10 protein-coding genes are annotated in these 13,316 nt (G+C 50.4%); 4 read left to right on the forward strand and 6 right to left on the reverse strand.

Annotated features, from left to right (window positions below; all coding sequences use genetic code 11):
• Positions 1-437: 437 nt before the first annotated feature.
• Positions 438-938, forward strand: a complete 501-nt coding sequence (locus FCN78_RS07605) for an META domain-containing protein (protein ID WP_077653344.1) — start codon at positions 438-440, stop codon at positions 936-938.
• 63 nt (positions 939-1,001) lie between these two features.
• Here FCN78_RS07605 and FCN78_RS07610 read toward each other — a convergent pair whose 3' ends face one another.
• The 3 genes from FCN78_RS07610 to FCN78_RS07620 all read right to left on the reverse strand — a co-directional run bounded on the left by FCN78_RS07610 (position 1,002) and on the right by FCN78_RS07620 (position 3,737).
• Positions 1,002-2,618, reverse strand: a complete 1,617-nt coding sequence (locus tag FCN78_RS07610) for a CHASE domain-containing protein (protein WP_077658730.1) — start codon at positions 2,616-2,618, stop codon at positions 1,002-1,004.
• A gap of 191 nt (positions 2,619-2,809) precedes the next feature.
• On the reverse strand, positions 2,810-3,004 hold the full coding sequence (locus tag FCN78_RS07615; protein ID WP_077658731.1) for a DUF4250 domain-containing protein: 195 nt from the start codon (positions 3,002-3,004) through the stop codon (positions 2,810-2,812).
• A 61-nt stretch (positions 3,005-3,065) separates the two neighbouring features.
• Positions 3,066-3,737 (reverse strand): hypothetical protein, encoded by a 672-nt coding sequence (locus FCN78_RS07620; protein ID WP_077608439.1) that lies wholly within the window; start codon positions 3,735-3,737, stop codon positions 3,066-3,068.
• Between the two features lie 146 nt (positions 3,738-3,883).
• On the opposite strand from FCN78_RS07620, the gene FCN78_RS07625 reads away from it, so the two are divergent.
• Complete coding sequence (locus FCN78_RS07625) at positions 3,884-5,191, forward strand: GGDEF domain-containing protein (RefSeq protein ID WP_077658732.1); 1,308 nt, start codon at positions 3,884-3,886, stop codon at positions 5,189-5,191.
• A 117-nt stretch (positions 5,192-5,308) separates the two neighbouring features.
• Here FCN78_RS07625 and FCN78_RS07630 read toward each other — a convergent pair whose 3' ends face one another.
• Positions 5,309-6,526, reverse strand: coding sequence for an MFS transporter (locus FCN78_RS07630; RefSeq protein ID WP_069362705.1), 1,218 nt, complete (start codon positions 6,524-6,526; stop codon positions 5,309-5,311).
• Between the two features lie 101 nt (positions 6,527-6,627).
• On the opposite strand from FCN78_RS07630, the gene FCN78_RS07635 reads away from it, so the two are divergent.
• Both FCN78_RS07635 and FCN78_RS07640 read left to right on the forward strand, forming a co-directional pair.
• Positions 6,628-7,524 (forward strand): LysR family transcriptional regulator, encoded by an 897-nt coding sequence (locus FCN78_RS07635; protein WP_077658733.1) that lies wholly within the window; start codon positions 6,628-6,630, stop codon positions 7,522-7,524.
• Between the two features lie 143 nt (positions 7,525-7,667).
• Entirely contained in the window at positions 7,668-9,821 is a 2,154-nt protein-coding gene (locus FCN78_RS07640; protein WP_077658734.1) for a YgiQ family radical SAM protein, read from the forward strand.
• Positions 9,822-9,975: 154 nt separating this feature from the next.
• Here the strand turns inward: FCN78_RS07640 and FCN78_RS15845 are convergent, their stop codons facing one another.
• Positions 9,976-10,131: a hypothetical protein gene (locus tag FCN78_RS15845; protein ID WP_155522579.1), complete on the reverse strand. Its 156-nt coding sequence runs from the start codon at positions 10,129-10,131 to the stop codon at positions 9,976-9,978.
• A gap of 63 nt (positions 10,132-10,194) precedes the next feature.
• Positions 10,195-13,293, reverse strand: a complete 3,099-nt coding sequence (ydiJ, locus tag FCN78_RS07645) for a D-2-hydroxyglutarate dehydrogenase YdiJ (protein ID WP_077658735.1) — start codon at positions 13,291-13,293, stop codon at positions 10,195-10,197.
• Positions 13,294-13,316: the final 23 nt, after the last annotated feature.

Below are 13,316 nucleotides of genomic sequence, written 5' to 3' on the forward strand. Positions count from 1 at the left end.
ACTGTCTGGCGTCTAAGTGGACAAGTGCGCGAGCGAAATTGTCAAGGAAAGTGAACACATTCGCTAAAAAGTCATATCATTACCTGTCGCGGATCACCTCTCGATGGTGTCGCTTTTTTTCTTATCCCATTCTCTCAGTGAAACTCAATTGTCATTTTTTCTTGATAATCTACCCCTACAACTTGCCTCAGTCTTGGATCGCAGGCGAGCCATAATCAGACAGACAAAAATGTGGCTGTCATGCGCCAGCGATAAAACGAGATTTCAATAATAATAAGACACGCGATGGTATATCTTGCCCCCTCTACCGGGGGCTTTTTTTATCGCCTAGCAAAAAAGACACTGGCTTGACATAAACTCACACTTTTATTGGCATACTTGTTACTAACTTGGCTACGCTTGAATTGAAACCCACTGTTAGTGACTAAGGAGTCATTATGAAAAAACACGTGTTGATGGCAGTCATGCTCGCTGCCGGGGTGACCGCTTGTAGTAACGGTCAGTATGCCGGAGGCGATAATGGCAGCGTGACAAGCTCTGGTGTTGCACAGCAATGGCAACTGACCATGGTCGATCAACAAGCTATCAGTGCGGAAGGAACCCCAACGCTTACCATTAATAAGGATATGGGCGTAAGCGGCTTTAGTGGCTGCAATCGCTATTTTGGTAACGCTGAACTGAAGAGTCATCGCTTTAAAGTGGCGCCAATGGCAAGTACCAAAATGGCTTGCTCATCGAGTGCGATGGAGCTCGAACAAACCATGAGTCAGGTGCTAAGCCAATGGAGTGAGGCAACCATGCGAGGTAACAGTCTCATGCTTAGCAACGAGGCCCATACCTTAATGTTCACCGCAGTTAACACACAAAAACCAGACGACGATCCCTTGCTCAAAAGCCCGGCCGTTAGCGACCGTTTCAATAAGGGTGAAGAGTACTAACGCCGAATCAGTGTATAAAAACTTAACAGACGTAAGAGCGGTGCATGTGTACCGCTCTGATTTTTATGGATCAATACTTTTTTTATCCTGAACGGGCGCGCTGATTTCCATCCAGTGCCACCCAGTATCATTATCCGCTTTTGCACGGGTCAAGCCAATTTCCCCATACGCATGTAATCGCGAAGCCGTCATCTCTTTTTGATCGCTCACCGTTACCCCGCCAACAAACACCCTGACACGATCTTCCGGCTCTCCTTCAAACGCCACCTGTAATCGGTTAACGGCCGCGACACATTCTTCCGCCAACCGCTCTGCGCCCTCCGTCCGCGGTAAAATGGCCACAAACTGGCTACCGGTAAACCGGCACACCAGATCACCAGGCCGCTTTAGCATCTCATCCAGTACTTGTGCAATTTGTCGAATCAATTGATCTCCGGCCATTCGGCCATATTGTTTGTTGTAATTAGAAAGATGCTGAACCTCTACCACCATCAGGCTCAGCGACGTATCATCGCGAAGCGCACGTTGTATTTCACGCTCTAGCTCTTGCTCAAACTGGGTACGGTTGTATAGTCCGGTGAGGCCATCACACTTAGTCATTGATTCGAGTCGACTATTGGCTTCTTTCAATGCGTGCGTTTTTTGATCAACTTGTACCTGAACACTGTAGGCGCGAGACTGCAGGCGATAAAGCAGGTAGCAAATGAGCAAAAATATGCCACTGCCAATGAGAAACGTCCAAAGCGGCACCCAACTTTGTCTTTCCTGCATATACCTAACGGTCGGGTAGCCAATCAGCTCCCATTCGCGTCCCGCAAAGAAGATAGGATTCGCGGGCTGTTGCGCGAGTGAATCTTTCATCTGTGCTAATTCTACTCGCTGCGTATGAAGCACTTGGCGATGATTCGGATCGGTGGAATCAATCAAGGTATAATTAATCCCGTCATTAATGACCGTATCTATCGCCAAGTTGACCAAGGTATTGACATCAATCACCGCCACCAGAAAGCCGCGCAAATCTCGCGTGTCTTCCCCACCTAACTGTTCTGGATCCAATAAAATCGGCATGATCAATAAAAAGCCGCGCACATTGCCGTAGGCGCGCTCAATAGTGGTCGCTGGCGTGGCGACAGGAACGCCGGTATTAAAACTGGTTTTGAGCGCCTGACGAGTCACCGGCGTGGAGCCAAGATCGAAACCGATCACCGCGGCCTCATTATTCTCACCGGAGGTGAACCTGAGCGGGAAGTACATATCACGCCGTTGCGCGGGTATCAGTTGGTTGTTTTCATCCAACTCGACAATATTAAACTGTGAAGACGTGGCACCTCTTTCTTCCATTCCTTGAACGTAATGGCGGCGCTGGTGGTGCATCACAATGTCCACCCACTCTATCGATTTAAAGCTGGGGTGGCGTGTCAGTACACCGGACGTGAGCGGTTGAAAATTACGCGCATCTAATCGATGCCCCGCGTCAAAATGATTCTTGACGGCATAGAGCAATTCAAGGCCAAGATTCACCTCTCGCGCTAACGCCATTGCGGCGTTGTTCACGTCTTTATGCAGCTCTTTGCGAATCGCCTCTTGCTCTTTTTGATACAGCAAGTGAGCGGTTAAGGCTGCAAACCCCACGCCAATCAGTGCGGTTAATACAATTACGCTCCATGCTCGTCGCGGCATCAGGGTCGTCCTTATAGCGTGTATTCCACGTGATAAAACAGAGAGTTCACTGACTCTCTCCCTCAATAAGCGTAGTGGGCAGAACAATAAACGATCAAATTTTTAACAAAACAACGGGGTCTGTCTACGAAGGGATGAAAGAAGAGTTAGAGTGCGACTCACCGTCTATGCAGTGAGCCGCAGGTTAGACGCTATTTAAGCCTTAATTGATTGGTAAGCGGGTCGTACTCACAACCAATATCATTAAACTTATTTTGCAATTGATCGTGGTCGAGATCTAAATGCGCCATCAGTGCTTCTAAGCTATCACACTCAAGACGCAGTCTTTCGTTGACAATGCCATAGAAGATAGCACCATCTAATCGGCTGATGTTGTGGATATCCATACCCTCTCCTTGCACTGAAGACCGCACCTTGAGTATAGATCCGAGGCGAAAAAGTGCCTAATTAAGCCATGACGAGTCGCGTCAGACTGATATTCGCCAATAGCATAAATCCAAAGCCCACGCTCACGCGCCAAAACACAGGCGATGTTTGCTTCAGTAGGTGCCAAATCTGTGCCGCCACCCCAAGCAAACCTAGGCCGGCACCCGCCATAATGGCGTTGATGTCAGTTGTTGCCGATGGGCTGAGTGCAGACAACAGCGCGGCCAATACCATCACCCCCATAAAGGCCACTACACTGATTAGAGGGAGCAAACGATCAAAAGCTTGCAGTCGCGAGCGCGCACGCACTAACAAACTGTGGCCAAGGCTCGACCCGAGAATCACCAGTTGCAAGGCTCCCATCATTAACATTCCGCCACCGTGCGCGGCGAGTATGACAATCCATGCAACAAAACCCAATAAATTTGCGACATGAAGCAAAGGAATGGGACCGGAGTGACGCGTTTTACCTGTTTTTGATCGAAACGCAAAAATCCCTAACAACAAAAAGGGTAAACTGGCGAACAACGTAAATGGAACTAATATCAACCACGCAAAAACAGGCACCCAGAAAGCGTGATGGAACCGACCCCGTTGGCCTGGGCATATTTCCCCTTTTAATAACGCCAGCGAGAGCACCAGCTGTGCCCCTAGAACTGCCGAGGCAACCGCAGGAGCGAGTAACGTATACATAATGAAGAGCACCTTACGTATCTCAATAAAAAATGGTCAATTATTCGTTTTATTGCATTAAAAAGTTGGCTAGATCACATTGAATGCAAGAAACACAGTCAAAATAAACAACAAACTGGCATGTTTACACGCTTATACCAACCTTTATGACAGAAAAAAATAACATGACCGCGCAGCATGATAGTACCAAAGCGGCGGACGCAACTGGAACCTTTGCACAGGCGGGAATCACAATGGGTGCAATGATGAGTGAAACCTTAGGCCATATTGTCTACAAGCTGCAAATATCATTCCTTGAACTGTGGAGTGCTAAAAAGCACGCAAACAGCTTTAATAATACACGCAGCACTTATCTGCGCAGCCGGTTGTGCGTGTTGTGTTACGTATGGGCCGCCCTGACCATTGCGTGGTCACCCGCTGATTTTTTATTTCTCGCTGACAAAATGGCCGCGGCGCAGCTCTCGCTGCAACGCCTTTTGTTAGCGGGTATGCTGATTACCATTGGTTACGCGGTCAATCGCGCTAATAATCTCAAATCAGCAAAACTTGGCTTGATCGCCATGGTACTCGCTACCAACGCCTTTTATTTTTCTGCCAGCCACACTTTAGGCTTTCCCACTGACAACGCGGCATTCTCTTACAGCTACACCTTGCTGCCCATTATTCAGATTGTCATGCTGACCATCTTCCCGCTCACAATGCGGGAAAGCCTACTCTTGATGTCGATTACCCTGATTTGCCACTTATGGGTTGATTCGTTCAGTGCCACCATGACCAGTCCAGATAATATTGCTTCGTATTGGCTACAAACCGTTATTGCCTTCATGGTGGTATGGTCACAGCTTTCTCAACTCCACATGATTTTGCGCCTATACCGGCAAGCGACGCTCGACCCGTTAACAGGCATTTATAATCGCCGGATGCTATTACAGCTGGCTATGCGCGCGCTGGCCGTGAGTGAAGAAAGGCACTCGCCATTCTCCGTCTTACTGCTCGATTTAGATAAGTTCAAGCGGATTAATGACAAGTGGGGGCACTACGCGGGCGATGTGGTATTGCAATCATTTACCCGCACCGTACAGGAGCGTTTGAGAAAGGCCGATATTTTCGGTCGATTCGGTGGCGAGGAATTTATTGTCTTCCTACCTAAATGTAATGGTGAGGTCACCGCGCAAATCGCCGAACGTTTGCTGGGGGAAATTCGAGAAATGGATGTCTATATTGATGAAAGCCATACCCCGTTGAAAGTCACCGCGTCTATAGGCCTCTCCACGCTGCAACCGGGCGACACGCTTTCATCCTTGATAGAGCGCGCCGACAGTGCTCTCTACCAAGCAAAAGCCGAAGGGAGAGACTGTATACGTACCTATCAGCCAGGCAAACAAACGGGGTTTGACGCCAGAAACTCTGTCAGCCGTGACAATATCGACATGCCGACCGAGACATCGCTGTAGCGAAGCAATCGGTCGCAAAGGAGCTAATATTGGCTGCCAAGAGGCAACGCAGTTATCGCAATCCGCTCTCTGAGAACGGCGTCGGTTGACGCCCTGTTCGCTGCATCGAGTTAAAGCTCAGGGTGCCACAACGTGCGCGTGGCGCTGGCTTTCTCGACGACGGCGCATAACACGGGAAAGGCCAAATACCAGTCCCAATAAAACCGTGATAAGCACTAAGGCCGCAATCACCACACCTGGCCACGCATAGTGTTGCCAAGCCGCGATGAGATAAAACCCACCAAGGCTGCCACCAACATAATAATGCACTAAATACAAAGCCGTTGCCGTTGCTTTACCCTGCGCGGCTTGGCGACTGACCCACCCATAAGCGAGTGAGTGAGTAAAGAACGCGCCACCACTCACAATCAATAGCCCCACCACCATCCAAAGCACCTGACTGCTCAAGGTCACTAACACCCCCAGCATAGCGACACAAGTACCAAAAGCCATGCCTTTGATGGCGCCGAAGTGCAGCACCCAACGCCCACTCAAACGCGATGTCACTGTACCGGCGAGGTAACAAACAAACACTGAAGACACGAGACTGACGGGTAACTGGTAAGGCGCAGCCACTAAACGAAACGCTATCACCGAAAACAAATTCACGAATAACGCAAAGTTCACCCCACCTATCAGCATCGCCAGCCACAACTTGGGTGTGCGAAGATGCGTGAGCACCCCGCGAGAATGGACAAGTAAAGAGGTATTACCAGGCGAAAAATAACGCTGACGCGGTAAAAGTTTACTCACGATGGCCACGCCTACCAAGGAGAAAACGGTCATCGCCATCACCGCGCCATGCCATCCCCACCAATCTGTCATCATCCCACCGAACACTCGACCCGAGATCCCGCCTAGAGAGTTCGCACTGATATAGCTGCCCACGGCAATCGCGAGCGCCTCCGGTGAGAACTCTTCCGCCATATACGCCACGGCGACCGCGGCAAACCCACCCAGGGCAATACCAACCAACGCGCGTAAACCGACGATGATCCAAAAAGAAGAACTGGTGGCGATAATAAGGCCAATCACAGGAAGCATCCAAAGGCTCACCAGCATCACGGGGCGCCGACCGACTCGCTCCGACAGCACGGCCCAAGGCACCAGTGAAAAAGAAAGGCCCAACGTGGTAGCCGCAAGTAGCCAATTCGCCCGTGTTTCGCTGATCCCATCAGTCGCGGCAAAGACAGGTAGCATAGGTTGAAACAGATAAAGATTACAAAAAATCAAAAAGGAGCCGAATGCGAGTGCAAACGCGGTCAATCGATAACGTGGTGAGCCAAGCTCTATCATGAAAACCTCACCGTCAGGCTAAGATGTGATCATGCTAACAACGGCCCTATGATTAATAAAATATATTAAATATATCTTCTCTATATATTTTATTTATGATTATGGACATCAAACAGCTCCGCCACGTGATTGCTATCGCTGAGACTAAAAGCTTTACTCTCGCCGCCCAGCGTCTGCATATCGCGCAACCTGCGCTCAGCATTGCGATCAAAAAGCTTGAGAATCAACTGGGTATGCCGATTTTTATTCGCAATGAAAAGCACATTCAACTGACGCAAGAAGGGCAAGTATTACTCCAGCACGCCTATCGCGTCGTACAACAAATGCAAGATGCGGCCACAGCCATGGATGAGCTGAAAGGATTGCAAAAAGGCGAGGTGCGTATCGGTGTGCCGGGTATGCTGGGATCGTATTTTTTTCCTGAGTTGCTGATGGGATTTCGCCGTCGTTATCCCACGCTAAAGCTCACGGTGGTAGAGGCTGGCACTCACTCTCTGCGGCAAATGCTGCTCGACGGTGAGTTGGATCTCGCCGTGATCAATGATAGAGAGGTGCCCGATTCGTTAGACACCACGCATTTGATCTCCTCGCAGATGGTTGCTGTTGTCGCGACCGATCATCCGCTCGCCACGCATTCTACCCTCGACTATCACACCTTTTTCGCCCATGAGCTAATTATGTTCCGTCCTGGGTACTTCCACCGTGATTATCTCGATCAAGTCTGCGATACCCATGCGATGACCCCCAAACTGTCATTAGAAACCAATTTGCTGGCGATGATTTTGAATATCGTCCGTCATGGATTTGCGATCAGCGCACTGCTCGATATGGTCACTGAACACGAAAGCGGGATTGTCGGGATACCGTTCACACAGCCGATCAAGCTCGATATTTCCATTGCTTGGCGTAAAGAGGGTTACTTATCCCTCGCCGATCGTGCCTTTATTGATTATGTGCAACAACACAACCCGTCCGCCCAGCCTTCTATGACATCCTGAGTCATCTCCCCAGATTTATCCCTATACTCGGTGCAGGATTGTCGCTAAAATCGCTGGCTAATTTATCGCCCGCCCTGGCGCACGATGCGCGTATCGATGGAGCGCACATCCTCATTGCAATGGGCTGACCAAGAGACCATAACGTGACACCGACTGCTATATACGATTACACCCCTTACTGGGCGGCTTGCTTTGGCCCTGCGCCTTTTTTGCCCACCAGCCGTGAAGAGATGGATATCCTAGGTTGGGATAGCTGCGATATCATCATCGTGACCGGTGATGCCTATGTCGATCATCCTAGCTTTGGCATGGCGGTAATTGGCCGCACATTGGAAGCACAAGGGTTTCGTGTTGGCATCATCTCGCAGCCTAACTGGCACAATAAAGATGATTTTATGGCATTAGGCGAACCAAACCTGTTCTTTGGTGTAACCGCCGGCAACATGGACTCGATGATCAACCGTTACACCGCAGACCGAAAGCTGCGCCATGATGATGCCTACACGCCTAATAACGAGGGCGGGAAACGCCCTGATCGCGCGGTTTTAGTCTATTCTCAGCGCTGCCGAGAGGCCTATAAGCAGACGCCGATTGTGCTAGGCGGCATAGAAGCCAGCTTGCGCCGTTTAGCACACTACGACTATTGGTCAGACAAAGTCCGTCGCTCAGTGTTATGTGACGCCAAAGCTGACATATTGCTATTTGGCAACGCCGAGCGCGCCTTAATAGAAGTGGCGCATCGTTTATCTCGCGGTGACACCTTAGCCGCTATGACTCGCATCGCTGGCACCGCCGTGATGATGAAAACACTGCCCGAAGGTATGGCAGAAGTCGATTCCACCCGCATTGATAAACCGGGAAAGAGCATGACTATGCCTAACCCCTACGCAACAGAAACCCAGTGCGAGACCAGCAAAAAAGCAGAGCCAGACGCGGCGAAACCCATTACTATCCGTCCGTCTCGACACGATGCCAAAAACACCTTTGTTCGCCTGCCCTCGTTTGAAAAACTCAAAAACGATCGCATTTTGTACGCGCATGCTAGCCGAGTGATGCACTTAGAAGCTAACCCCTATTCTGCGCGCGCCTTGGTGCAGCAACATGGCGATCAACTGCTTTGGATTAATCCACCACCGGTGCCCCTCACCACCGAAGAAATGGACTATGTGTTTGGGTTGCCCTATGCACGTGTGCCTCACCCAAAGTACGGCAACGCCAAGATCCCCGCCTACGATATGATTAAAACCTCGGTGAACATTATGCGTGGCTGTTTTGGCGGCTGTTCATTTTGTTCGATTACCGAGCACGAAGGACGGATCATTCAAAACCGCTCACAAGCGTCGATCATTGAAGAGCTCAATGATATCCGCGATAAAGTGCCTGGTTTTACTGGCACCATTTCAGACTTGGGTGGCCCAACCGCTAACATGTATCGACTCGGCTGCGCCGATCCCAAGGCGGAGCGTAACTGTCGTCGCCCCTCGTGTGTATTTCCAAAGATTTGCGACAAGCTCAATACCGATCACCGTCATACCATTGATCTCTACCGCAAAGCACGTCAGGTGGAGGGCATCAAAAAAGTCTTGATTGCCTCGGGAGTGCGGTATGACCTGGCGATTGAGTCGCCAGAATATGTCAAAGAATTGGTGACTCACCATGTCGGTGGTTATTTGAAAATCGCCCCTGAGCATACCGAAAAGAACACGCTGGACTTGATGATGAAGCCCGGCATGGGCGCGTATGATCGCTTCAAAGCACTGTTTGAAAAATACAGTAAAGAAGCGGGTAAAAAGCAGTATTTGATCCCCTACTTTATTGCCGCGCACCCAGGATGTACGGATGAAGATATGGTGCATTTGGCATGCTGGCTAAAAGAGAATGAGTTTGAGTGCGACCAAGTGCAAAACTTTTACCCATCACCTATGTGTAATGCCACCGCCATGTATCACTCGGAAACCAATCCACTGAAGCGGGTGCGTTACAAAAAACGCGAAGCACTGACAGTGGCAAAAGGCGAGCGCCAGCGACGCTTACACAAGGCACTACTGCGTTACCACGATCCCGCCAACTGGCCACTGATCCGTGAAGCCTTGGTACGTATGGGTAAACAGCATTTGATTGGTAACGGACCAAAGTGCCTGATCCCGAGAGAAGATGCCCCCGAAAAAACAGGCCGGCAGCGTCGCTCAGGCCGCCATGGCACCCAACGTTTTGCCACTAAACATCCCAAGCAACCCGATATACGTCGGCCAAATCACAAAGGGCCAGGTAATAAGCAGCGTGGAAAACGCGCATAAGCACCGTCTTTAAAAGAATGAAATAAAAACGCCCGTCGTGATACACCTCATTACGGGCTTCTCACTACGAGCGTTTCATTCCGAACGTTGCGTGTTTTTAGTATCGTCGGCGTCACGCTATCCGGCTAATGAAACGTGAGTCAACTCGCCAACACTAACGAAAAAGCTCTACACCAATCACAACCAACGCCAGCACACCAGCGATGGCGCCGACCACCCACGCAATTTTCTTTTGCGTCCCCTCGTCCAAGTACTGGGCCGCCGTAATCCCGAGTAAAACCAGCAAGATGATAACAACCGTTTTAAGCATTTGTTTTACCTTAGCTTTCAGCTCTTTATTTTACTGTATGACAAAGCCACCCAGATGCAAGCTTTATAGTGATACGTTATCGACACGCGCACGATCAATTCGCGTACATGCTAGCCGCAACAAGATTTGCAAAGGGTGTTGCAACTGCGTCTCACTGAACCGCTTTACTTGGCTGCGGCACGAGTAACCGGTTGCGAGCACTCTCTCGCTAGGCAGGTTTGCCAACTGTGGCGACCAACTTAAATCATAGATCGCGGCTGACGTTTCGCGCTTGTCTGCTTCATGGCCATAAGTGCCCGCCATACCACAGCAACCGACAGAAATCGGTTTAAGCTCTGCCCCAAAATGGGCAAATAAAGCCACCCATTGTTGCTCAGCATGAGGTAACTGTGTTTTCTCGGTGCAGTGGCCAAACAGATACCAAGGGTCGGCATCACTGCTCGTCACAACCGGCATACTAGGCACAACACTGGTCAGCCACTCATGACTCAGCATCACATTAAAGTTACCCCGGTGCTTACCTAACGCTTCTTGATACTCATCGCGATAACAAAGCACCAGCGCTGGGTCGACGCCCACCATGGGAATATTTAACGCCGCCAGCTGATTCAAAAAGCCAGCGGTGTTACGCGCCGTCTGGGCGAAGCGGCGAAGAAACCCTTTTACATGCTGCGCTTTCCCATTAGGTTTGAACGGCACCAACATGGGCACCTTACCCAACTGCCGCGCCAGTTTGATCAAATCGTGAATCAGAGGCGCTTCATAAAAGCTGGTAAATGGGTCTTGTACGATCAATACATAGTTTTCACGCTCTTGCGCAGATAACGCCTGTAACCAGGATAAATCAAACTTCAGCGCATGATCGCCCGCCAGTGACTGAGCCAGCGTCGGTACCGACAACGCCGGTGTGTCTGTGTAGCCAATCAACTTCGCAGTGAGCCCTTGGGCCCATTGAGGCTGAGTCGCCGCATTCACCAATTTTGGGGCTTTAGCCATCAGTGGTAGCAAGGTTTCAATGTTCGCCACTAAGTGGTCTTTCATCGGGCGCGGATAGCGGCTGTAATAGAGCTGCATAAAACGCGATCGAAAACTCGGCACATCCACTTTGATCGGGCACTGACTGGCACAAGCTTTACACGCCAAGCAACCGCTCATGGCTTCCATGACCTCATGGCTAAAATCATCCGCTTCTTTACGGCGGGTAAAATAGCGCCCGAATTTGGCCATCACTTCACGGACTGAGGGTGACTGAGTCATCAATGCCTGCTCAACCGCCAACGGGTCGACACCCTGCTCAGACAGTAAACGCAACCATTCTCGCACAATTCCAGCGCGGCCTTTTGGCGAATGACGACGGTCATAACTGACCTTCATAGAAGGACACATGGGTGAGGCGGTGTCATAGTTAAAGCACAGCCCGTTGCCATTACACTCCATTGCCCCTTTAAAGCTATCACGCACTTCTACCGGAATTTGGCGGTCATAAAAGCCACGCTTAGTGTCATCAACCTTCACCAGTGAATCCTGGCTGTTAATCGGTGTGCAGATTTTTCCTGGATTCATCCGGTTTTGCGGATCAAATGCCGCTTTAATATGGCGAAGCTGCGCAAACAAGGTCTCACCAAAAAACTCGGGGCCGTATTCCGAACGATACCCTTTGCCATGCTCACCCCACATCAAGCCACCATACTTGGCGACCAAGGCGACCACTTGGTCAGAGAGGGTTTTCATCACCCGTTCTTGGTCAGGATCACACAAATCCAGAGCTGGACGCACATGTAGTACCCCCGCATCAACATGACCGAACATGCCATAGTGCAAATGGTGGCTGTCGAGCAATGCGCGGAACTCACTGATAAAATCAGCCAGGTTTTCGGGCGGCACACAGGTATCTTCGGCAAAGGCGACAGGTTTGGCTTTGCCTTTCGTGGCGCCAAGCAGCCCGACCGCTTTTTTACGCATCGCATAGATTTTGTTGATTGATGCGAGATCCCGACAAATCTGATAACCAATCACACCTTGTTGCTTTTGTGCTATCAGGCTATCCAATTGCTGGCACAATGCCGAAATCTGTTGTTCGATCTCACCAGCCTCGTTCCCGGCAAACTCCACCATATTAATGCCGTGCATGGTTTTGCCGGGCACGTCTTGCAGCAGATCACTCACCGTATGCCAAACAATGTCGTTTCTTGCGAGATCAAGCACCTTGGCATCAATGGTTTCAACCGATAGCGCGTTCGCCTCAACCATCGTCGGCGCATTACGCAGTGCCGAATCAAAACTGTCGTATTTAATATTTACCAAGGTACGCACGGTCGGGATCGGCGTGATGTTGAGCCTAGCTTCGGCAATAAACGCTAAAGAGCCTTCAGCGCCACATAGCACACGGCCAATGTCGAAGGCAGTGAGTGTGTCATCATAAACATGTTTAAGGTCATAGCCGGTTAAAAAGCGATTCAACGGCGGGAAGGTGTCGGTAATCAGATCACGATGCTCACGACAGACTGAGGACACCGTTTGCAGCGCCCGGCCACTAAGATCATCGCGCGACATCGCTTGCTGAAGCTGATCCGCATTGAGAGGCTGTGTATCGAGAACGCTACCATCCACGAGCACCGCTTTTAAACCCAGCACATGATCGGAGGTCTTGCCGTAACGTAGCGAGCCTTGGCCCGAGGCATCGGTGTTGATCATCCCGCCAATGGTGGCGCGATTACTGGTTGATAAGTCAGGTGAGAAAAAGTATCCATACGGGCGCAATACATCATTGAGCTGATCTTTAATAACGCCTGCTTGAACGCGCACCCAGCCTTGCTCAGGGTTCACTTCCAGCACCTGGTTCATATGACGAGACACGTCCACCACCACATGCTTGGTCAACGACTGACCGTTGGTGCCGGTACCGCCCCCACGAGGAGAAAACTTAATCTCACTAAATGCTGGGGCTTGGACGCTCTGACCAATAAGCTGAAGATCATCAACCGAGGCGGGGAAGAGGACGGCTTGCGGTAAGGCTTGATAAACACTGTTATCAGTGGCCACCGCAAGGCGGCTCGCATAGGTCGATTCAATATCGCCTTGAAAACCTGCTGTTTGTAAAGCAGTGATTAAATCAACGACGGCGGACGACAGGCCCGCCTCTGGATGGATTGCCGGTATCATTGCTGTTCCTGTGCGCTATCTCA

This window comes from Salinivibrio kushneri (assembly GCF_005280275.1).
GTDB classification, from domain to species: Bacteria; Pseudomonadota; Gammaproteobacteria; order Enterobacterales; family Vibrionaceae; genus Salinivibrio; species Salinivibrio kushneri.